Source organism: Bradyrhizobium genosp. P, assembly GCF_049949265.1.
Taxonomy (GTDB): domain Bacteria; phylum Pseudomonadota; class Alphaproteobacteria; order Rhizobiales; family Xanthobacteraceae; genus Bradyrhizobium.
The window spans coordinates 7072367-7094952 of record NZ_CP188195.1; the positions used below are offsets into that span (position 1 = coordinate 7072367).

Here is a 22586-nt window from a genome sequence, read left to right on the forward strand (position 1 = left end):
GTTCGCCGAGGAGGTCGAAATGGATAAGCCGGTCGGCCCTGAAGGCGGCCCTGAGGGCAAGATTAACCCGTTATCCAGTTCGGAATTCGTCCGCGTGCGCGGAGCCCGCGAGCACAATCTCAAGAATATTTCGCTCGATATCCCGCGCAACGCCCTCGTCGTGTTCACCGGCGTCTCTGGTTCCGGCAAATCCTCCCTGGCGTTCGGGACACTCTATGCCGAGGCGCAACGCCGCTATCTGGAATCCGTCTCGCCGTACGCACGCCGTCTGTTTCACCAGATGGCGGTGCCCGAAGTCGATGAGATTGAGGGTTTGCCTCCTGCTGTAGCACTACAACAACAGCGCGGATCGCCGACCACGCGTTCTTCGGTGGGCAGCGTCACGACGTTGTCCAATCTGCTGCGCATGCTGTACTCCCGCGCCGGTGACTACCCCCGCGGGCAGCAACTGCTCTATGCGGAATCATTCTCGCCAAACACGCCCGAAGGCGCGTGTCCGAACTGCCACGGAATCGGCCGCGTCCACGAAGTTAAGGAACGTTCGCTTGTTCCGGACGACAGCCTCACCATTCGCGAGCGGGCGATTGCGGCATGGCCGACCGCCTGGCAAGGCCAAAATTTGCGCGATATTCTTATAACACTCGGCTACGACGTCGATACGCCCTGGCGCAAGCTGCCCAAGAAGGATCGCGACTGGATCCTGTTCACGAACGAGCAGCCGACGGCTCCTGTCTACGCCGGCTATGACGCAGCGGAGGTCAAACGCGCATTGCGTCGCAAGGAAGAGCCCAGCTACCAAGGCACTTTTACCGGCGCCCGGAAATACGTGCTGCAGACCTTCGCCACCACCCAGAGCGCGATGATGAAGCGTCGGGTGGCGCAGTTCCTCACCAGCAGCGACTGCCCGGCGTGTCACGGCAAGCGCCTTCGACCAGAGCCGTTGTCCGTGAAGTTCGCCGGACTCGATATCGCAGAATTTTCAAGGCTGCCCCTGAAGCGGATGGACGCGCTGTTGCAGCCATTTCTCGGCGGGAAGAACAAGACCTCGGCGACACACCCGGAAAAGGCGATGGTGATCCATCGCATCGTCGAGGATCTGCAGGCCCGGCTGGCGGTGTTATTGGATCTCGGGCTTGGCTACCTGACCCTCGAACGCAGCACACCGACACTTTCGCCGGGTGAACTGCAACGCCTGCGCCTGGCAACGCAAGTGCGCTCCAACCTGTTCGGGGTGGTGTATGTGTTGGACGAGCCGTCGGCCGGACTGCACCCAGCGGATACGGAAGCGCTATTGCGGGCGCTCGACCGGTTGAAGGCGGCCGGAAACTCGCTTTTCGTGGTCGAGCATGAGCCTGATGTCGTCAGGCATGCCGACTGGATCGTCGACGTCGGTCCCGGTGCCGGCGAGCACGGCGGAGAAGTGCTCTATAGCGGTCCGCTTGCCGGTCTCGCCCACATTCCGGCGTCGCTGACGCGGCGATACCTGTTCGACCGCAGCGGCGGAAACGCGAGAGAGCGCCGTCCGGCGCACGGTTGGCTCAAGCTCCGCGGCGTCACGCGCAACAACTTAGACCGGCTCGACGTCGATATTCCTCTCGGCGTGCTCACCAGCGTTACCGGCGTATCCGGATCCGGCAAGTCCAGCCTGGTCAGCCAGTTTCTGGTCGAGGCTGTCGCCGACAAACTCGGTCAGCACAGCGAAGCCGTCGAGGAAGATAGTGATGCGCTGGACGCAGGCATCGAGACCTTGGCCGGCGAAGTCACGGGATATGAAGGCATCAAGCGGCTGCTAGTCGTCGACCAAAAGCCGATCGGCCGGACCCCGCGCTCGAATCTCGCAACCTATACCGGGCTGTTCGACCACGTCCGCAAGCTGTTCGCAGCCACGAAGCAGGCTCGAGCCCGGCGCTACGACGCCGGCAGGTTCTCCTTCAACGTCCCCAAGGGCCGCTGCGAGACCTGCCAAGGCGAAGGCTTCGTCTGCGTCGAACTGCTGTTTCTTCCCAGCGTCTATGCGCCCTGCCCGACCTGCAAGGGCGCGCGCTACAACGCCAAGACGCTCGAGATCAAGATCCGTGACAAATCCATCGCAGACGTCTTGGCCATGACGGTGGATGCCGCCTTTGAGTTCTTTGCGGATAATCCGCCGCTCCAGCGATCGCTCCGCGTGATACGCGAAGTCGGTCTCGGCTACATCCGCCTCGGTCAATCGGCTACCGAACTGTCGGGCGGCGAGGCGCAGCGCGTCAAGCTGGCAACGGAACTGCAGAGGGCGCAGCGGGGCGCGACGATGTACATCCTCGACGAGCCGACGACAGGCCTCCATCCATTCGACGTCGACAAGCTGATGAGGCAACTAAATGGACTGGTGGCATCGGGCAATACCGTCATCGTCGTCGAACACGATTTGGACGTGATCGCGGGCAGCGACTGGATCATCGATATAGGTCCGGGCGCCGGGGACGAAGGCGGCGGGGTCGTTGCTTCCGGAACTCCCGAACAAATCGTCGCCTCGTCAAACAGCAGGACGTCATTGTATCTCGCGCGGGCTTTTGCGCGGCGGCCGCTTGATAGGCACTGAATCCATTCGTCTGTGTCAGAGAATTTTCAGCCGGCAAGTTCGCGCACCAACACGTCGTACTTGTCGTTGAGGACGACTGCTTGAAGTCAAAACGGTGGTTTCTTCAGATGCAGATAGCTCGGATTAAACTGAGCGATTTTCCGCAATCGTTCCCAATTTTTGACGTGCAGAATGCCCCTATGAAAATCCATTGTTCGCGACTTTCGAAGATCGCGCAGTGTCCGGTTTACCGTCGCAATCGATAGCCCAAGGGTTTCTCCTAGTTGCACGAGGCTGATCGGCACCTCAAATGTTTCATTTCGGGTTAGGCTGGACGCTCTCGCCCGGTAAAACAATTCGCAAAACAAATGCGCCATCCGCGCATTCCCGGTCCTTGCGCTGTTGTTAGTTATGGCCTCTCGAAAGATGGCGGCGTCGATCAGCGTCTCCCGCCATATTGCAAAGCAAACAGAAGGCCGCCGCTTGAAAGTCGCGAGAAGATCCTTGTGCGGTATCAGCGCGACGGATGCGGACCCTATCGCACATACGGCGTGATCCATCTGGTCGATGAACAGCGCCTGAGAATCCGGCATGTCACCTGCCAGATGATAAGAAAGATACTGTCGCTTTCCGCTTTCAAGTAGATGATAGCGGGCAAGCATTCCGGACGTGACAAGCGCCGAAACGCCGGGATCATCGCCCTGACGGATCAGATCCTCATTTGCCTTGAGCACTCGCACAACGCAATTCAAGGAATGGACCGCTTCGCGATCTTCCTGACTTAGGCGGGAATGCTCAGCGAGCTTTCTGATAAGTATCGAATTCGCTTCAGACAACAGACCTCCAAAAAGGCGAAGAAGTCGTATCAGGTGATACGTTGCCTGCCCTGCGGAAGATATAGCCTCTTCGGTACCGGTTGTCGTCCTTTTCGTTCGTCGCGAGACCACGGCGAGTAAGACACAGCGAACCGGAAACGTATTTGCTTCAGGACTTTCCGATGGATTCAAGTCGATGCCCGAAGTGCACGAGACGGTTGATGGCGATGACCGACCGGACGGGTCGCACGAAGCTGATCTGCCTGAAGTGCGACGATATCGATCCCATGAAGACCGACGTGGTCAAATGGACCGAAAGTAGCCTCGCAAGACCTGCCCGGCCGAAACCTGCCGCAGGTTAGCTCCCTCGGAACGAATCAACCAGCGACCTGTTCGCTTCCACACCCAATGAAGGTAGGTCCACGATGTATCATCACGTCAAGAAGCTCATGTTCACTGTCCGCGTCGATGAGCCCGATCCGCGGTTTGGCAATATGCTGCTCGAGCAGTTTGGTGGGGCGAATGGGGAACTCGCCGCGGCCATGCAATATTCAATTCAAGGGCTGAACTGCGAAGATCCGGACCGAAAGGATCTCTTGATGGACATCGGCACAGAAGAGCTCAGCCATCTTGAGGTTGTCGGCTGTCTAGCACGCTTGCACCTTAAGCCCTCGAAGTTCGATCGTGAGGCAGCCGAAGCTGACCCCTTGATAGCCATTGCCGGCGGCGGCGGGGTCAATCTTTTTAATTCGCAAGGCAATGCATGGACCGCAGACTATCTTAAGATCACCGGCGAGCTCGACGTCGATCTGCGCAGCAATATCGCTGCCGAAGCTCGAGCCAAAATCGTTTATGAGCGTCTGATCAATTTCTGCGATGATGTCGGCACCAAAGACGCTTTGCAGTTTTTGATGACGCGCGAAATCACTCACATGAAGGCTTTCTCCCTCGCGCTCGAAAGTATGGGCAAGCCTGCCTTCAGTATCGGCCGCGTCGCCCCTACTCCGGGTCTTGTGAACCAGTTCATCAATGATTCCACCGGCACGGGCGATTACGGAGATATCGACACTCGGGGTCCCTGGAACGAAGGTAATGACTGGGTTTTCACGGCTTCGCCGGCTCTCCAAGAGAAGGATGCGAACGAAGTGTCATCCGTCGTCGCCGAGAGTTCGCCGCCAGAAGCCCCGATGAGCTTTGACGAACTGTTGATTGACCAGTTGCGGGACATCCTGCACGCCGAAAAGCAACTGACAAAAGCACTTCCCAAGATGGCGGAGGCTGCTCGTTACGACCAACTACGGGAGCTATTCGAAATCCATTTGGCCGAGACCGAATTGCAGGTCGGGCGTCTCAATGAATGCTTTGAGTTGCTCGGAAAAAGCCCTCGGGCCAAAGTCTGCAAAGGCATGCTGGGACTCGTCGAGGAGGGGCAAGAAGTAGTAGAAGAAAATGCCAAAAAGGATGACGCGGCCTCTGATCTTGCACTGATCGGCGCGGCGCAACGGGTGGAGCACTACGAGATCTCGGGTTACTCCACCGCCCGTAACCTAGCACAGCAGTTGCGCCATTCGGCTGTCGTAGCATTGCTTTCGAAGTCACTGGCGGAGGAAGAAAACGCGGATCAATTGCTCAATCAGGTCGCGCGTTCGCTGATGTCTGTAGCTAAAATGCCTGAAGTCATTGAACAGACGGCCTTTGAGGCAGAGCCGGCTGCTGAGTAGCTCAAGTCGCAGCGCAATGGAGCGGTCCCGATTTGGTCCTTCTATGTTTGAGCATCGGCAGTGCCTCACACAGGACGATTGCATGCCTCTTAAGCTTCGCCAATAACCAATCAAAGCTTAATGCTGAAGTAGGTAGCCGTTAGCTGACACCTCGCCTTCGCGCTGGATGCAGCCTTGAACGGCCACCTCAAACTCGATCCCGGCGATTTGCCGCAGGGCGGCCGGGTTTGCGAAAGCCCTACAGCCCCAGATGAAGTCATGAAAACACTTCGAGAGTTGATTGCGGCCTAAGGACCGTTGCCTGCAACTTCGTTTATCGCCGCCATCACCTCGCCCGTCGCCGTCTGATGCACCATGTGGCCGTTCTTTGGAACGCGGTGAAACGCGCTCTGCGAAACGTCTGAATGCAATCTAGCCGATTGCGTGTCACTATCGATTAGCCGGTCCTCTTCTCCAGCGATGATGACGACCGGCATTTTGAGGTCCGCGTACTTATTCTCGAAATGGCTGGCATCCGGAATCATGAGCGCCGACTCGGCGGCCGAAGCGCGAATCTGGGAAGGGCGAAGCGCCATCTCCTTCGGGAACTGCTCGAACTTGGCAGGCGGCGACTTGGGTCCGAAGATCTTGGCCGTGATGAGCGGCCACATCAGCCTGCTGACGATGGGCGACAGCGTGTGGCCCAGAATATCACCTACAACTGGGACGGCCGGAGCCGACATGGCCACGACGTCCGGACGCAGCGTTGGATAGTAGTAACCCGAGGCGAGAACCAGGCCGCGCACCATGTCGGGGAAGTTGAGTCCAAGAGCCACCGCGACGGATGCGCCCCAGGAGTGTCCCAGCACGATCGCCTGTGAAACCCCGAGCCGCTGAAGCGCGCGCTGGATCAATTGGGCTTGGGCTACGGGCGTCCAGATGACGTTCCGCGGTCGACTGCTGTGGCCGAAACCGGGGCGGTCGATAATGATAACCCTGTAGTTCCTGGCGGCCAAATCGACCAGGCCACTGGATACAAAATCCTCGATCATGCTGCCGTTTCCATGCAGAAGCACCAGCGGCTCGCCAGAGCCTCGCTCCGTGTAGTGCAGGCGGACACCGTCCACCTCAAGAAACTGGCCGGCCGGCGGATTGTCGTGCTCTGCCTTCTTCGCCAGATGACGGTTCAGAAGCGCGGTCGCAGCCAGCGCCCCTGCTGCTACGATCGCGGCCACCGCGTACGAATGCCCGGCTGCAGCGTTACGGTCCCATCTGACGGATGTCGGAAGCCGCCTTAGTCGTTTCATTGGGGTCATGCTCACACCTGGGGCGCCTGCCCGAAATGTCGGGCACCGACAAATGTTGCAGTGCAGGGTGAACCGTTCGGAGCACGGATCGTTCCTTGCTGCTCTGCGCCTTGGCCGCTTTAGGCAGGCTTTGAAGGTCGATGTTGTCAGCCACTTCAAGGATTCGGAACCATCACGCGGTTTTACGGTTTTTGGAGTCGAATCATTGAGGAGCGAAACGATGGGTATCTTCACAAAAGACATCAAGACAATGGACGAACTGTTCCTGCATCAGTTGGAGGACATCTACTACGCGGAACAGCAACTCACGAAGGCCATTCCGAAAATGGCGGAAATGGCGACAAACGCCGACCTCAAGGCCGGTCTCAAGTCGCACGCGATCGATACGCAGAACCAGATTGAGCGTCTCGACAAGGTCTTCGCCAAGCTCGGTCAGCAACCCAAAGGCACCGACTGTCCCGCAATCGACGGACTGATCAAGGAGGCCAACGCGACCGCGGGCGAAGTCGAGGACAAGTCTGTCTTGGATGCGGCTATCGTCGCTAGTTCCCAGGCCGTCGAACACTACGAGATGTCGCGCTACGGCACGCTCATCGCTTGGGCCGAGGAACTGGGTCACGATGACGTCGTGCGCCTTTTGACCACGAACTTGAACGAGGAGAAGGCGGCCAACACCAAGCTGAATACGTTGGCGACACGGAAGGGCCTAAACAAAAAAGCTTCTGCTGCGTAGGGCGGATGTACCCCTGCAACGCAAGGAAGGCCCCGAACTCGTTCGGGGCCTTTCGAATTCGGAGGGTTAGCGCTGATTAGAACCAAATGCTGGTAATTCTGCCCAACGCGCTTCCAGCCTGTGAATGCTGATCGAAAATTGACCCCGACCGGCATCATTGTGACCCCCGTAGGCCATTGATTTCTCTAAGTTGGAATAATGGGACCCCAGCGCCGATCGCAGCCGGCCCCCACGCCGATACACAGGCCCGCACGCCGGACCGCATCCTACAGCATCTCGGATAGGGATACGGTTCGGGCGGTCTCCATGGATCGCGAAACGGCCGCCATGACTGCAATGTTGCCTGCGATCTGCTCTTCGGTGAACGGGTAGGGCGCCTCGCCATCGATCGAAAGCGCGAACTGCTCGAGGTTGGCGCGAACGGCATCCCTGCCCGGCAACGTTGTGACGATCGGGGCCGAGTCGCGGTGATGAACCGCAAGCGTGCTCGGACGGGCTTCGTCCGGATGGGATCCGTCGCGGACTTCCGCCCAGGCTTCGCTCCCGAAGATCGTTAAGCGCGAATAGAATGGCGTGGCGAGCACGGTGCTGAAGTACCCCGTCGCTTTCGAGGCGAAACCGACATGCACCGATAGCGTATCGTCATAGCCTGTGCTCGCCATGCGGGTTGCCGGGAACGCCGTCACCGTCTCGATCGGACCGATCAGATCGATAAAGAGGTCAGTCAAGTGAATGCCCGTCGCCGTCATCGCAAGCGGTACGCCACCCTGCTCGCTCACCCGCCAATTATTGCCGGCGATACCGCGCAGTTTGTCATGATGAAACTCCGCTTCGACGTGCATGATTGTACCGAAAGATCCGTCGACCACCAACTTCCGCAGTTCTTCCATCGCGGGCTCGAAACGTCGTTCATGCCCGACGCCGAGGCGGATTCCTGCGGCGCGACACGCGTTCATCGAACGACGTACTTCCTCCACGGAAAGTCCGACCGGCTTCTCGCAGAAGACGTGCTTGCCCGCTCGGGCCGCCATTTCGATCTGTCGGGCGTGCTCCGCATGCGGCGTGGCGAGGATCACCAGGTCGATAGAACGATCCGCGAGCACACCAGCGAAGTCCGTCGTGAAGGTTACCCCATACTTTTCCGCCCGCGCCCGATGCTCGTCTCGGCTTCCCACCGCCCGCACCACGCGAACGATCTCGGAGCCGGTCGTTTGCCGCAGTATGTGCTGACCCCACCAGCCAAGTCCCACGATCGCCGCATGTTTCGGGCCATTTGTTCGCTTCGTCCACGACGTCATCCGTTGAACTCCATCACGTACAGCCCGCCGTTGTAGTCGGTGCTGTAGATAATGCCCGAAGCATCGACGAAAATGTCCGCAGACTGGATGACTTTCGGCCTACCTGGACGGGTATCGACCAGACTGACCGGCGCCGGCGGGACCAAGGCGCCGACTTCTCGAGGCGCGTACCGGTCGCGGATGTCGAACACCCGTACCCCGGCGTTCTGATAAGTCGTGAAGACGAGTTCGGAGCTCACGAAGCTTCCCGGTCGGTTCTCATGAAGGTTGTGAGGACCAAAATGTCCCAGCTTCGCCTTATAGTCGACGTCCGCGGGCGACTTGAAGGTCGAGATGCTCACCGGATTGGACGGCTTGCGGATGTCAAACAACCAGATGAGCTTCTCACCGTCCTCTTGATGATCAAGCACAGCTTCGTCGAGCACCACGAGCAGATGGCGGTCTGGCAAAGGCAGGCAGTTGTGGGTTCCCCCGCCGAACGGAGGCGACCAATTCTTGTGCGCGATCAGCTTGGGTTCAGCGCGATTCTTGACGTCCAGGATGACCAGTCCGGCATCGCGCCAGGCTAGATAGGCCGTGTCGTCGTGAACGATTGGATGATGCAGGCCCTGCCGCCGCGTGGGATCCGCTCCCCCGGCTTCCCCCGCTCCGACGTTCATGCCGGGCAACCAATAGCGTCCTGCCTCCTTCGGGCGGGTGGGATCGTTCATATCGATCGTGATGAAGATGTAGTCGCTAAAGCCGTCTATCAAAGCCGACGCGTAGGCCCAGCGCCCGCCCGTGTACCAAAGCCGGTGGATACCGCCGCCGTCGATCGGCATGAAGCCGATCTCGCGCGGCGCCTCGCTGCGCGAGATGTCGTAAACGGCAAGTCCCGCCCGCCAATCGCGCGCCCGCTTCCCGACGTCGGCCGTACCGACTTTCCGCCCGATCTCGCCCTTGTAGTACGCCTTCTCGTCTTGAAACTCCGCCGCCGCGAACATGTCCTTGGCGTTGATTACAAGAAGGAGATCCTCGTGCGTCTGGAGGTGGATGTTCCAGGTGTTCTGAGCCGCAGGCACGTACTGCACCGGCTTCGGCAGCGCGGGGTCCCTTACGTCGATGACGCTGAAGCCCTTTGAGAACATGTGGCCGATGTACGCGAATCCGCGATGGACCATAAGCTGGACGCCGTCCGGACGACCGCCTTGATCGGTATGCCCGATCACCCGCATGTTGCGCGCCAGCTCGGCAACCGGAATATCTTGACTTCTCATGTTCCTACCGAAGCTCCTATGCCGAGTAAAGGAATGCGGACGACGCGGTATGCTTGAGTATGCCAGGGATGCTGTGGAACTCGCGCCAATGCTCGCTCTTTGCGCCCTCTCCAGGAGATCCCTGCTCCAACATGTATTCTCCGAGGCTTCGGCCTTGCGCCACGGCTTTGCCGGCAATGGGCAGACGTTCGCGTTCGAATTGGGCAAGGCCTTCGAACAAATCTGGACTGATTGAGAGCGCATCAGCCAATACCTCGGCGTCGGTACCGGCCTTGGCAATACCCATGCCCACGTGAGGTCGGGCTACCGCAGCCGCATCGCCGATCAGCGCGACGCGGCCGTAGACCATCCGATCGACGAGAAGGTCGTAGATGGGCGTGAAGAACGGTTTGGAGACCCGCGAGAGAATTTCCCACATTGGAGGAGGAAGGAAATTCCGAGCGTCCTCTTTGAGGCGCGCGATGACGTCGCCTCGAACCTTCGGCGGCGGGATCGAGACGGCGTGATGGACGCCGTCCTCGTCCACCAGCATTTCATTCAATTCGGCCTGGGCTACGGCCCGGTACCAGACCCAATTCCATCGGCGATGACCGGGACGGAGGTCGTTGTCCGGTCCGGCGATCGGATAGCCGATATTCTTGTTGTGGGGCGGCAGGAAGAACGCGAACTTGTCGAAGATCGCCTCGTGCGCCCCCTTCGAAATCAGCCCTTCGTCGGCGAGACCGCGCCAAACCACGTAGCCCGCGTAGGTCGGCTGGATTTCCGGAGCGAACATGTTCCGCACGACCGAGCGGAAGCCGTCGGCACCAACGAGGATGTCTCCGGTCACACGCTCGCCGTTCTCGAAGATCGCCGTAACGGAATCAGCCGTCTGCTCGATGGTTTTGAGATTGTAGCCCAGATGGTGCGTACCGTGCGGGATCGTGGCGCGCACGATCTGATGCAATCGGTCCCACGAGGTGACGATCTGCTCGTACGGCAGCCGTTCGATCACGTTGCCCTCCGAATCCAGAGCGACGCGCTCGTGCACCGTGACGCCGAGGTCAGTCAGTTGCGCGCCGCTCCGTTCCAGCGATTGGATGAGATCGGGATGGGTCACGATCCCTGCGCCACGTCCCCGAAGCTCGACGTCGCTGCGCTCGTAGATGTCCGTCTCCCAGCCGGCCTTGCGCAGCAGCGAGGCGGCGAATAGACCCGACATGGAGCCGCCGATCACGATCGCGCGGCGCGGAGATGAAGAACCGCTTGTCCTTGTCATCGTGAAGCTCCCTTATTCTTTCCGCATCTTGGAGAAATCGTACAGGCTCATCAGAACGACCCCGAGCAACGGTGGTCCGACGACCACCAGAAGCGAAGCGGTCGACCATCCGGCGGTTTCCACCAGCTTGCCGAAGAGCCAGCCGGCGAATGGCCCCGGGATATAGAATGCCGCCAGAGCGACGGCTCCGGCGTAGCCGATCAGGCTCGGATCCACGCTCCGCTGAACGACGGACATGAACCGCGTGAACAGGAACCCGCTCATCGTCAGGCCAAAGACCAGCGACAGCAGCAAGTGAAGTCTGAATTGCGGGAGGCCGTCGAACAGGATGTATCCGGCGGTGGCCATCAGAAGCAGGCCACCGACGATGCTCCTGTTGCTCATCTTGTCGCCCAGCCAACCGCCGAAGACGCCGAGCATGGCCCCGATGCCGTACATGCCGAGCGCCGCGCCGGCATCGATCACCGAGAATCCGAGCACGGTATGGGCGTAGTTCGCGTAGAGCGCCGAGTACGAGAAGAACGAGAACCCAACGCCGGCGAAGGACACTGCGCTGAGCATGAGATTGCGCGTCCAGATCGATGCGGTAGGTTTCTCGGCGTCCCGTGCGAGTGACGGGGTTGGGCCGGCGTCGGTGAACTCTAGCGGAAGCACGACTGCAGCGACGATGGCCACGACGATCCCGGCCACTCCGTAGGCATAGAACGAAACCGACCAGGAATTCGCCCAGCTTTCGAGCCGCGTCCCGAGAACGGGCCCGAGGAACGCGCCCAAACCGAAAAAGGTCTGCATCGCGCCCATGGCCGCGCCGCGCCGCGCACCGAAATAGGCCCCCATGCAGGCGAAGACGGCGCCTACTTGCAGCGCTTCCCCGACGCCCGTAAGCGCCCGCAAAACGGTCAAGCTGACGAAGCCGGTGGCGAACGGCGTCAGCAGAGTGAAAAGCGAGTAGCAGACGAGGCCGCCCAAAAGGACGTGACGGCGTCCCAATTTGGCCATGAACCAGCCGCTCAGGGCTGCGAAAATCGCCACGTTAACCGTGAAGACAGTACTCACGAAGCCGGCTTCCGGAAGCGTGAGGCCGAATTCCGCGCGGATGCTGCCGAGCAGCGCCGGAAAGACCTGACGGTCCATCGCGTTGAACATGTACGAGACGCCCAGCAGCAGAACCAGGCCGACCGCCTGGCGCATGCTCGACGATCTCGCGTCGGACTCCACCATCGGTGGAGATAAGGCTTCGTTCGTCATCATCGTTTCGTTCCTCCAGATTTTTATGTTTTCGGTTTTTTATTGTTCGGCCGGCATCTCGAACTTCAGCGACGCCAACTTCCTCAGAAGATCGGTCTCGGCCGACTGGCCTAGCGGCACGAGCGGCGGCCGCACGATCTTCCAGGCCTCGCGGCCGGAGAAATGCGCCAAGGCGGCCTTCATGGCTGGAATAAGTTCGAACGACTGGAACGTCCGCCGCAGTTCGTCTACTCGCGCCTGCAAAGCTCGCGTTTCGTGGCTCGGCCCATCTCCATCCAACGCGCGGAACAGGCGGCTGATCGCGGCGGGGTTGACGTTCACGGTCGCGCTAATGCAGCCCGCGCCGCCGATCGGCAGCGAGTCCGACAGGAAGACCTCGCTCGCGGGAAATACGTCGAACCCGTCCTTAGCGAAGTTCTCGATCATCGCCTTCGAATTGGCCCAATCGCCGGAGGAATCCTTCGCGCCGGCGATCACGCGAGGATACCGTTTGAGAAGCCGCTCGATCAGCGACAGCGTGATCGGCACGTGGGTGATTTGCGGAATGTGGTACAAATAGATAGCGAAGTTTGGTTCCGCGACGGCGTCGATGACTTCCGCGTAATACGAGAAGACGCCCTCCTCTGAGACATTCCTGAAGTAAAAGGGCGGCAGCATCAGCATCCCTGCTGCGCCGTTCTTCACCGCATGCCTTGTCAGGCGAACGGCATCCTTCACAGAGCAGGCACCCGTTCCGGGCATCAGTTTGTCCGCCGGGATGCCGGCCTCGAGCAGTTCGTCGGTCAGACCGATCCGCTCGTCGGTGCTGAGTGAAGCGGCCTCGGAATTCGTCCCGAAGATCGCCAGGCCGGCGCCATTGACGAGCAGCCACCGAGAGTGGGCCAGGAAAGCCGCAAAATCAGGCTCGCGATCGTGATCGAAGGGAGTGAGCACCGGCGCAAGAACGCCGGTTATTCTGTTTCTTCGTCTCGACACGTCTTCCTCCTCCCTCGTTCAGACCACATTTTCGACGGTGCTCGCCGCTGAACTCTCGCTTGCCTGCGGACGTTCGATCGCGGCATCGCTTCGCGGGAGTCCCATGGCCAGGATCTGAGCCAAGTGCACGGCGGTACGCCCGGTCATGTGTTTGACCTGTTCGCGGCAACTGAAACCGTTTGTGAGGATCACGGTGTCGGCAGGCTGCTTGCGCACCTCGGGCGCCAGAACCAATTCGGCGACGTCTCGAGAGAGTTCGGCATGGTCGGGATTGAAGCCGAACGAACCGGCCATTCCGCAGCAGCCGCTATCGAGCCAAGTCGTCCGGGCGCCGGCTCTCTCGAGCATCGCGCGGTCGCCCCTACTGCCGAACAGCGAGTTCTGGTGGCAGTGCGTGTGAACGAGCACTTCGACGTCCAGCGGCGGTGGCTCGTAGTCGTGCGCGAGGAGAAAATCCCCCAATAGCACGACGCTCTGCGAGATGCGCTGGGCCCGAGGATCGTCGGGAAACAACTTGGGCAATTCGTCCTTGAACACGGACAGGCATCCGGGCTCGAGACCCACGATGCCGACTGGCCGCTCCTGGTCTACCTCCAACATCGGCGACAGAACGTCAACGATCTCCCGCAGCCTGGCCTTCGCGAGCTCAAGATAGCCGAAATCGTACAACGGACGCCCGCAGCACAGATGCCGCTTTGGCAGGATTGGCTCGAAGCCGGCATCCCGAAGGACGGCAACGGCGGCTTCGGCGATCTCCGGCTGGAAGTTGTCGCAGAACGTGTCCAGCCAGAGGATCACCGTCGGTTTGCCGTGGACGTCGGCCGGCCGATCCGCGACGAACGAGCGGCGAAAACCGGTTTTGGCGAATTTCGGAAGATTCCGATCGTTCGCGACGCCGGCGACCCATTTCGAGACGGACGAAAGTAGCGGCGCATTCGTCATGAAGTTCGTGAGACGGGGCATCGCTGCGGCCAGTGGAGCCCAGTCGCCGATGCGTCCCATTGACCATGCCTGACGGGGACGCGATCTACGTTCGTAGTAGCGGGACAGGAACTCCGCCTTGTAAGACGCCATGTCGGTATGCGTCGGGCAGTCGCTGCGACAGCCCTTGCAACTGAGACACGTGTCCAGCGCTTCCTTTACGGCCTCGCTTGTCCAGCCGTCCCGGACCACGTTCCCCTGCAGCATCTCCCACAGCAGCCTGGCCCTGCCGCGGGTCGAATAGCGCTCTTCACCTGTAGCTCGGAAGCTCGGGCACATCGTCCCGCCTTTCGTCGCCCGGCACTTTCCCATGCCGACGCACCGCTCGACCGCGCGCTGAAATCCGTCGCCTTCTTGGCTCCGGAACGTCATGTGCGTCGAGATCGGGACGACCTTGTAATCAGGGCCGGCGCGAAGGTTCTCGTCGACGCGGTAGGCGTCGACGACCTTGCCGGGATTCAGGAGGCCATCGGGATTCCAAATACGCTTGAACCGGCGCATCGCCTCGAGCAGTTCGTCGCCGAACATGATCGGGAGGAATTCGCCCTTTGCTTGACCATCCCCGTGCTCGCCCGAAAGCGATCCGCCGAAAGCGACGACGAGCTCGGAAGCTTCCCGCACGAAATTTCTGTATTTCTCGACACCTTGCTTCGACCGAAGATCGAACGTGATGCGCGCGTGAACACAACCGTCGCCGAAATGGCCGAATAGAGAGGTCCGGTATCCGTACCGCCTCACGAGCGCATCGAAAGCGCGGAGGTAGTCTCCCAATCGATGCGGATCGACCGCCGCGTCCTCCCACCCTACCTGCGGGTCCGGAATTGCCGGATCGATCGACAACTGCGTAGCCGAAGCGCCGTTTTCCCGGATCGACCAGATCCGTTGTTGCATGGCCCGCTCCGTCACAATTTTCGTGCTCGGCCGTGGACCGTGCGGCCTGGTATGGAAGTAAGCGGCGGCTCTCTCCGCCTGTTCGACCGCCGCGCCTTCCGTATCCGCTCCGAATTCGAGGACGACCCAGGCATCCCCGGACGGCAATAGATCGATTTCGGCCTGGGCGAGACCGCGCGCCTGGAGGCCCCGAATGATCATCCGGTCGAGACCTTCGACGGCGATCGGACGAAAGCGCTCGTAATCCGGAACCGCATCTGCGGCGACGTAGATATCATCGAAGCCGAGAACGAGCAGAACTCGGTGGGGAGGACTGACGACAAGATCTACGGCTGCCTTGAGGATTAGTGCGCAGGTGCCTTCGGTCCCGACGAGCGCGCGAGCCAGATTGAACCCGTTTTCCGGAAGAAGCTGATCTAGATTCAAGCCGGATACGCGCCGCTTGATCGGCGGAAACCGCTTCCTGATCAGGTCGGCATAACGGTCCCGCAGCTCTTTAAGATCCCGATAAATCTCACCTTTGCGTCCCCCAGCCAATATGATCGCTTCGATTTCCTCTTCGGTCGTCGGCCCGACCCAAAATCGCTCTCCATCGTAGGTCATGATCTCGAGAGCGCGGACGTTCTCAAGCGTCTTGCCGGCCATTACCGAGTGGGCGCCGCAAGAATTGTTGCCGATCATTCCTCCGAGCGTGCAGCGACTATGGGTCGAGGGATCAGGCGCGAAAGTTAGGCCATGGCGCTCGGCCGCCGCGCGTAGCGAGTCGCAGACGACTCCCGGTTCGACTGTTGCGCTCTTTGTAATCGGATCGAGTTCTAGAATGCGGTTGCAGAACGCCGACAGATCGAAAACCACGGCCATGTTGACAGTCTGGCCGCTCATCGACGTGCCGGCGCCACGGACGAGCAACGGCACCCGATTTTCGTGACAGATGGCCACCCCCTTCAGGAAGTCGTCCATGGAGCGCGGCACGACAACCCCGATCGGCACCTGTCGGTAATTGGAGGCGTCGGACGCATAGACCGCCCTATGCGCGGTGTCGAAACGGACTGCCGCACCGAGCGCGTTACCCAGCGCCTCCTGAAGAGGTTTCCAATTCTGGTTCATGCGCCGCCTCGAATCCGTCTCAGAAACTCGACCAGCGCCGCTCCGATCTCATGCGGACAATCCTCTGGCACATAGTGCTTGGCCTCGACCGTGACCTCGGTCTGGTTTGGCCATTGGCGGCAATGCTCGCGAGCGGCGCCGGCCGTTCCGTGACCCTGCGCGGCGTTGATGAAGAGCTTGGGAAGATTCTTGCTGGCGCCCATCCATTCGCTGTAACACTTGACCCGATCGAACATGTCGGCGGGTTCGCCGTCGAATGGAATCTCACGGGGAAAGACGAGGGTCGGCAGCCTCGACTCACGCGTCGCGAACGGCTCCGCGTACACCGCTTTTTCTTCGTCGGTCAGCTTCCTAATGACACCGTATTCGAACAACATCTTCTCGACGAAGTAATTGTCGCGCAACACCATCGTCTCTCCCTCGGGTCCGCGCAGGGAGCGGAATATTCGCTGACGCTCTGGCGGCATGTCGGTCCACAGTCGAGGGCGGACCATCGCCTCCATGTAGACAACCCCAATCACGCTGTCGGGATAACGCGAGGCACGGTCGAAGCCGAGCGCTGCACCCCAATCCTGGATCACGAGCACAATATTGCTGGTCAAGCCCAGCTTGTCGAACCACTCGTCGAGGTAGGCGACATGGTCGAAGTATCGATAGGCAGCGCGCGGTGACTTGCTGGATTGGCCCATACCGATCAGATCGGGCGCCAGCACGCGACCAAATGGAAGCGCGTACGGAATAACGTTGCGCCACATGTAGGAGGACGTCGGGTTGCCGTGAAGGAAAACTATTGGGTCTCCTTGTCCGACGTCGACATAGGCCATCTCGGCATCAAGCACAGGCAGTCGTTTCATGTCGTATTCAATGTGCTTTGCACTATGCCGGTCAGCCATCATTGTCTCTCCGTGTGGTGCAGCAAAGTAAGCTGCTGGACATCTCCGCGTTCAAGTCATGGCTCATCGAAGTGAGGCTCCATAACGCCCACGTTTGAAAACTCGAATTTGCTTTTTCCTGACGAACGATCGCGAGACTAACGCCCTTCGGTGAAAAGGTCTCCATTCCGCTTAGGAATAAGGCTTATCACTCTCTGAGATTCCAAGAGGCGAGCCTAATGCAGCAGCACACCCGCAGGCCGCCGATCTCTCTTTCAGCTGGTGGATAGTGCGCCACCGGGTTGACGCGCCCTCCCCTGGCGCGCCACAGCTCCGAAGGCGACGAGGTCCGCGTCGCCCGCCGCGACAATGGCCCGGCGCTCTCACCGGTGAAACCGCCCGCCGCGATCAGTGTACGGCTGAATCTTTGCCGCAGATGCTAGGCGGCGATCGGAGCCTGACGCTTGGCGATCTCTTCTATGCCCTTGATGCGCGGTTCGACCACGTGCAGATAGGCGATGCCGAGGCGACCGAGCTTACCTGCCACATACCCGAAGGTCGCGACCGGATCGCTGTCCGACATCGAGCCATAGGTGCCGCTTGGCGAGAGGCGCACGCCGACGCGATCGGCTCCCCAGACGGAGATCGCGGCCTGAGTGACTTCCAGGAGGAAGCGTGCGCGATTTTCAACCGGGCCGCCATATTCATCCGTGCGCTTGTTGGTGCCGTCCTCGAGGAATTGATCGGGCAGGTAGCCGTTCGCGCCGTGGATTTCGACGCCATCAAAGCCGGCGCGCAGTCCGCGCCTGGCGGCGGCGCGAAATTCCTCGATAATCCCTGGAATCTCCTCCAGCGCAAGTGCGCGCGGCATCGAGAGCGGGACTTCTCCGTCTTGGGTATAGGCATGGCCTTCTGCCGCGATCGCTGACGGCAAGACCGGCGGCTGGCCGTTCGGCTTGAGTACCAGCCTAATTCGCCTGCCCTTCACATCATCACCATGCCGCCATCGCATAGGATGTTCTGACCTGTCATGTAGTCGGAGTCTGGAGACGCCAAAAATGCCGCGATGCCGACGATATCTCTGGGGATCGAGTATCGACCGAGCGGGATACCGACACTGAATTCGGTGATCGCTTGATCCGGCTCCTTGGTCAGACCCTTGTCAATGAATTCCCGGTCGAGCTGATCCCACATCGTCGTTTTAACGACGCCAGGCCCCATGCAATTGACGTTGATCTTGTGTTCCGCGAATTGTCGCGCAGCCGCCTGACTGAGTGCGGCCACAGCCCACTTTGATGCGCAATAGTGGGCAAAGGCTGGGTAGCTCTGCTTCGACGCGATCGAGCTCGTATTGATGATCTTGCCACCCTTGCCCTGCGCAATCATCTGCTTGGCGGCTTCCTGGATACCGATCATGACGCCCATGCCGTTGACGTCCATCAGTTTCCGCCAGCTCTTCTCGGTCATCTCCAGAAAGGTCGCATGTTCGATGATGCCGGCATTGTTGAACATAGCGTCGAGTTGACCGAACGCGTCAACCGTCCTTTTGATCATTGCCTGCACTTCTGCGCGGTTCACGACATCGACCTTGACGGCGATGGTCTTGACACCATGTTTTGCCGCAATGTCGCCGGCGGTTTTCCTTGCCGCCTCTTCGTTGATGTCGGCAACGGTGACGTTTGCTCCCCGTTCGGCCAGCCCATTGGCTAGTCCGGCCCCAATGCCAGTTGCGTTACCGGCACCCGTGACGATGATGTTTCGGCCTTGCAGTTGCTTTGGCATAGATTCCCTCCCTGTTGAGCAAGATGAGCCTTACGGGTGCCCGTCGGGGCATCCCGCTCACTGCCCCGGATGGGCAGCAATCACATTTCGTGATCGTTCCAAGAGCCGCGAGTGGCCTTTCGGTCTCGCCCAGGTCTGGCGGCGCCTGATCGCCCACGCCCCCAGCCAGCAAGCAATAGCTCCGAGACCAAAACCGGCTACAAGAAAACGAAGCCGGCGTAGCCGCCATCAGCGGCCTCCTTGCACTTCTCCAAATACAACGGAACGCCACCTGTGAAGTTAAGACTCTCTCGACGCTTGCCGGGAATGTTGGCGCCCATGTACCAGGAGTCGGCCTTCGGTATCAGACTCTGTTGGACGGTATCGTCGACGAACTGCGCCCAGGCGGCGTCGGACTCCCTCGTCGATTCACATTTTGCATAGCCATTGTCGAGAATGTGCTCGAAGAGTGCCAGCAGTATCTCACCCTGATATTCAGCTGAACTTGGTCCGTTCCAAAAGCCCGCTGGGCTTTGAGGGCCATAGAGCCAGAAGAAGTTGGGAAAGCCTGATGCCGACAGACCAAGCTGGGTACGAATCCCGTCTTTCCAGTATTCGTTCATCGTCAGCCCCCCGACGCCAGAGATCTTCATCTGCCTGATCGCGCCAGAGACCGCATCGAACCCGGTTGCAATTGCGATGATGTCGACTTCAAATTCGCCCTCGGCCGTGACGATGCTATTCGGCGTAATCCTCGTGATCGGGGTCCGGCGAAGGTCAACGAGCGTGACGTTGTCCTGATTGAAAATTTCGAAGAAGCCGTTTTCAAGCGAACACCGCTTCACGCCGAATGGATGAACCGGAACGGTCGGCGCGAGCATCTCCGCAATTTTTGGATCTCGGATTCGCGCGCGTACCTTGTCCCGCCAAAAGCTGTAGGCTTCAGCATTGATCTTCTCGTCGGAGAAGATGTCGTGGTAGTTCCCCAGCCAGAATGTGAAGCCCTCAGTGCTCCAAAGGCGCTCCCAGGTAGCCTGGCGCTCCTCCGGCGTCGCATCAGCGCCAGCCGTCTCAATAAGACCGAAATCGAAACCGCCGAAAGTATGCGCGCGCCGCTCAAATCTGGCCGGATAGTCCTTCTTCCGCTCCGCTTGAATTTCGTCGGTGAACTGAAGTTGATCCATCGGCAGACAGGTGTTTGGCGTTCGCTGGAAGACGGTTAGCTGCCTCGCGACTTTTGCCGCCTCTTGCGCCACCTGCACGCCCGTTGCGCCGGTCCCGACCACGGCGACACGCTTGCCCTTGAAACTCAGTCCTCCTTGCGGCCAGAGCGCGGTATGGTGCATCTGGCCTTTGAAAGTTTCGGCGCCTTCAATCTCAGGGGTGTACGGTGGCGAGCTGGTGCCGGTTGCGAGAATAACAAAGCGGGCCGTCATGATCTGGTCGTCGTTGATCCGCAGCTCCCAAATGTTGTCGTTCTCGACGTAGGTCGCCGCCCGCACCCAACTGTTCAACTGGACATCTTTTTTTAGATCCCATTTCGTATCGACGTAGTCGAAATACCGCCGCAACTCCTGCCAGTCAGGATATTGCTGTGTCCAGTTCCAGTCACGCCAAAGCTCCGGATCCGAATATTCGTAGATTGGCACGTGAGTGTCGACGCGGGCTCCAGGGTAGCAATTCCAATGCCATATGCCGCCGATGTCGGCGCCCGCGTCGATCACACGCACCGACAATCCGAGCTTGCGCAGCTTGTGCAGTTGGTAGAGGCCGGCAAAGCCGGCGCCCACAACAATGACATCAAAGTCGACATTCGATGCAGCGCCTGACATTCTTCTGTTTGCCATGAATCTCCCCACTTCAATTGCGGTTGATCGGTTGTGATGAAGGAGACGTGTCTCCTGAGCTACTGCGGGGCCGGAGGATCGGCCGCTAAAGCTGATAGACGGTCGCCGCGGTACTGAAAAACAGGTCGTCTTTCTCACTTTCCGAACAGCCTGTGGCGATCTTCTTGAAGGCATTCCAAAGCACGTCGTACGAGACCGCGTTTTTTTCTACCGGGAAGTTGCTTTGAAACATGCAGCGCTTGGAGCCAAAGGCCTCGATCGCGTGCTCGTAATAGTGACGCTGCTCTTTGACGATCTCGTCCGACGTGGGTGGTCGCGGGCGCCCCTCGAAACCGAAGCCTTGCCAGGGCATCAGGAGGCCGCCGAGCTTCAATGTCACGTTGCTGCATCCCGCCAGCTCGCTGATGTCCCTCGACCACTCCTGAAACACTTCGGCACGGCGGCCTGCGTAGGGGCCGACCCCGAGCGGTGACCCCATGTGGTCGAGAACGATTTTGACTTTTGGCTGGGCGCGAGCCAGAGAGATCAAATGCTCGATATGCGGATGGTAGATCCACGTCTCGTAAACGAGATCCATATCCTGGAGGACGGCAACGCCTTCTCTGAACTTCGGGTTCAGGAAAATTCTGCCTTCCTCAACATCGTCGAGGGACATCACCTCGGGCGAGGCGTCCCAGGGCGCCATCTGCCTGATTCCCCTGAATAGCCGGCTGGCAGCCCTATGCGCCTCAAGCACTTCCCTAACCCTGGCGCCCAGGCGCAGCTCGGCTGTTCCCACGATTCCAGAAACCTGGGCCTTCATTGGATCCTTGTGCGACTCCCGCGCTATCCCATCCGCCCAGTAGGTCTCGCCAACCGGCTTGAGTTCATCTGCGCCGTCCGTCCGATAACCCTCCCAGCATTGCAGGAAGACGGTTTTCTGTATCCGATGTCCGTTTGTGTCCCGCCACAGGTCCCTTAGGTCGTAGCGGGGAAAGGCTGGATTCTGGCTGAAGAAATGCTGGTGCGGGTCGATGACGCGGCGTGACGGCTCGACGATTTCCTCCCGCGTATGGGACAGCCAGTCCTCTCTCACGACAATTGCCAAGGTGGGTCTCCTTTGCAGACACTTCGCGCTCGCTGAGCGCACCCGCTCAACGCTGCTGTCGTTGACCTGAAAGAAGATCAGATCGCGAGGAACCCGCCGTCGACATAAAGTTCAGCGCCGGTCGTGTAGCTGGCTTCGTCGCTTGCGAGATATAGGATGGCGTAGGCGAGTTCGATGGGCTTGCCCATGCGCTTCATCGGGGTGCCCGACACGACCAGATCATTGAGCTCCCGACTTTGGGCCGCAACCATAGGCGTCTCGGTGATACCGGGATGAATTGAGTTACAACGGATACCATCATCAACATAGGTCAGCGCGGCATTCTTGGTCATGGTGCGCACGGCTCCCTTCGAAGCATGGTAAGCAGCAGCGCCTGGCGCGCCGATTGTGCCCCAGATAGAAGAGATGTTGACGATAGATCCCTTTTTCTGCTTTCGCATGGTTGGGACGACGGACTTCATGCCGAGGAACGGGCCGGTCTGGTTGACGGCAATCGTCCGATTCCACGACTCGAGCGAGCATTCTTGGATCGGCTCATATGTCAGAATACCCGCATTGTTGACGAGGACGTCGATGCGACCGTATTTCGCAACCGTCGCCTCTACGAGCTTCTTCCACTCGTCTTCCTTGGTGACATCAAGCCGCATACCTTCAACGTTGGGCCCGAACTTTTCTTTCGGCTCACCCAAATCGCCCACCACGACTTTTGCCCCTTCCTTGACGAACAGTTCGACGACAGCACGGCCGATGCCCTGATTGCCGCCTGTGACGATTGCAACTTTATCTTTCAGTCTCATTTGTTGGCCTCTGCCTGATGAACGGTCGAGCGCAACATTAGTCCGCTTCGGAGAAAAGTCTCCATTCCAGTTAGGAATAAGACCTATCACTCG

18 protein-coding genes are annotated in these 22586 nt (G+C 59.6%); 4 read left to right on the plus strand and 14 right to left on the minus strand.

Translation table 11 applies throughout. From position 1 onward, the window contains the following. The first annotated feature begins 19 nt into the window (after positions 1–19). Positions 20–2581: an excinuclease ABC subunit UvrA gene (gene uvrA, locus ACP2YO_RS33885; protein WP_426443375.1), complete on the plus strand. Its 2562-nt coding sequence runs from the start codon at positions 20–22 to the stop codon at positions 2579–2581. A gap of 86 nt (positions 2582–2667) precedes the next feature. Here uvrA and ACP2YO_RS33890 read toward each other — a convergent pair whose 3' ends face one another. After that, positions 2668–3396 (minus strand): Crp/Fnr family transcriptional regulator, encoded by a 729-nt coding sequence (locus ACP2YO_RS33890; protein WP_426435466.1) that lies wholly within the window; start codon positions 3394–3396, stop codon positions 2668–2670. A 200-nt stretch (positions 3397–3596) separates the two neighbouring features. Here ACP2YO_RS33890 and ACP2YO_RS33895 point away from each other — a divergent pair, with 200 nt between their 5' ends. Both ACP2YO_RS33895 and ACP2YO_RS33900 read left to right on the plus strand, forming a co-directional pair. After that, a complete protein-coding gene (locus ACP2YO_RS33895) occupies positions 3597–3737 on the plus strand; it encodes a hypothetical protein (protein WP_426435467.1) in 141 nt (46 codons plus the stop codon). Between the two features lie 63 nt (positions 3738–3800). Beyond that, positions 3801–5096: a DUF892 family protein gene (locus ACP2YO_RS33900; RefSeq protein ID WP_426435468.1), complete on the plus strand. Its 1296-nt coding sequence runs from the start codon at positions 3801–3803 to the stop codon at positions 5094–5096. Between the two features lie 287 nt (positions 5097–5383). Here the strand turns inward: ACP2YO_RS33900 and ACP2YO_RS33905 are convergent, their stop codons facing one another. After that, positions 5384–6382 carry an alpha/beta fold hydrolase gene (locus ACP2YO_RS33905; protein WP_426443376.1) on the minus strand — a complete coding sequence of 333 codons (999 nt, stop codon included), beginning with the start codon at positions 6380–6382 and terminating at the stop codon, positions 5384–5386. Between the two features lie 220 nt (positions 6383–6602). Here ACP2YO_RS33905 and ACP2YO_RS33910 point away from each other — a divergent pair, with 220 nt between their 5' ends. Next, complete coding sequence (locus ACP2YO_RS33910) at positions 6603–7115, plus strand: ferritin-like domain-containing protein (protein ID WP_426435469.1); 513 nt, start codon at positions 6603–6605, stop codon at positions 7113–7115. Positions 7116–7381: 266 nt separating this feature from the next. On the opposite strand, the gene ACP2YO_RS33915 is transcribed toward ACP2YO_RS33910, so the two are convergent. The 12 genes from ACP2YO_RS33915 to ACP2YO_RS33970 all read right to left on the minus strand — a co-directional run bounded on the left by ACP2YO_RS33915 (position 7382) and on the right by ACP2YO_RS33970 (position 22493). Next, a complete protein-coding gene (locus ACP2YO_RS33915; protein ID WP_426435470.1) occupies positions 7382–8413 on the minus strand; it encodes a Gfo/Idh/MocA family protein in 1032 nt (343 codons plus the stop codon). Further along, on the minus strand, positions 8410–9669 hold the full coding sequence (locus tag ACP2YO_RS33920) for an LVIVD repeat-containing protein (RefSeq protein WP_426435471.1): 1260 nt from the start codon (positions 9667–9669) through the stop codon (positions 8410–8412). Before ACP2YO_RS33920 ends, ACP2YO_RS33915 begins: the two co-directional genes overlap by 4 nt. Before the next feature lie 16 nt (positions 9670–9685). Beyond that, a complete protein-coding gene (locus ACP2YO_RS33925) occupies positions 9686–10927 on the minus strand; it encodes an FAD binding domain-containing protein (protein WP_426435472.1) in 1242 nt (413 codons plus the stop codon). Between the two features lie 12 nt (positions 10928–10939). Further along, complete coding sequence (locus tag ACP2YO_RS33930; protein WP_426435473.1) at positions 10940–12178, minus strand: MFS transporter; 1239 nt, start codon at positions 12176–12178, stop codon at positions 10940–10942. Between the two features lie 36 nt (positions 12179–12214). Continuing rightward, complete coding sequence (locus ACP2YO_RS33935) at positions 12215–13150, minus strand: dihydrodipicolinate synthase family protein (RefSeq protein ID WP_426435474.1); 936 nt, start codon at positions 13148–13150, stop codon at positions 12215–12217. An 18-nt stretch (positions 13151–13168) separates the two neighbouring features. Continuing rightward, positions 13169–15982: an FAD-binding and (Fe-S)-binding domain-containing protein gene (locus ACP2YO_RS33940; RefSeq protein ID WP_426435475.1), complete on the minus strand. Its 2814-nt coding sequence runs from the start codon at positions 15980–15982 to the stop codon at positions 13169–13171. A gap of 143 nt (positions 15983–16125) precedes the next feature. After that, positions 16126–16983: a haloalkane dehalogenase gene (locus ACP2YO_RS33945; RefSeq protein WP_426435476.1), complete on the minus strand. Its 858-nt coding sequence runs from the start codon at positions 16981–16983 to the stop codon at positions 16126–16128. A 457-nt stretch (positions 16984–17440) separates the two neighbouring features. Then, on the minus strand, positions 17441–18013 hold the full coding sequence (locus ACP2YO_RS33950) for a hypothetical protein (protein WP_426435477.1): 573 nt from the start codon (positions 18011–18013) through the stop codon (positions 17441–17443). Next, positions 17986–18783 (minus strand): SDR family NAD(P)-dependent oxidoreductase, encoded by a 798-nt coding sequence (locus tag ACP2YO_RS33955; protein WP_426435478.1) that lies wholly within the window; start codon positions 18781–18783, stop codon positions 17986–17988. Before ACP2YO_RS33955 ends, ACP2YO_RS33950 begins: the two co-directional genes overlap by 28 nt. A gap of 197 nt (positions 18784–18980) precedes the next feature. Continuing rightward, entirely contained in the window at positions 18981–20609 is a 1629-nt protein-coding gene (locus tag ACP2YO_RS33960) for a flavin-containing monooxygenase (RefSeq protein ID WP_426435479.1), read from the minus strand. Between the two features lie 85 nt (positions 20610–20694). Continuing rightward, positions 20695–21696 (minus strand): amidohydrolase family protein, encoded by a 1002-nt coding sequence (locus ACP2YO_RS33965; RefSeq protein WP_426435480.1) that lies wholly within the window; start codon positions 21694–21696, stop codon positions 20695–20697. A 77-nt stretch (positions 21697–21773) separates the two neighbouring features. After that, the gene (locus tag ACP2YO_RS33970; protein WP_426435481.1) at positions 21774–22493 is read right to left on the minus strand and encodes an SDR family NAD(P)-dependent oxidoreductase; all 720 of its coding nucleotides are present in this window, start codon (positions 22491–22493) and stop codon (positions 21774–21776) included. Between the last annotated feature and the right edge of the window lie 93 nt (positions 22494–22586).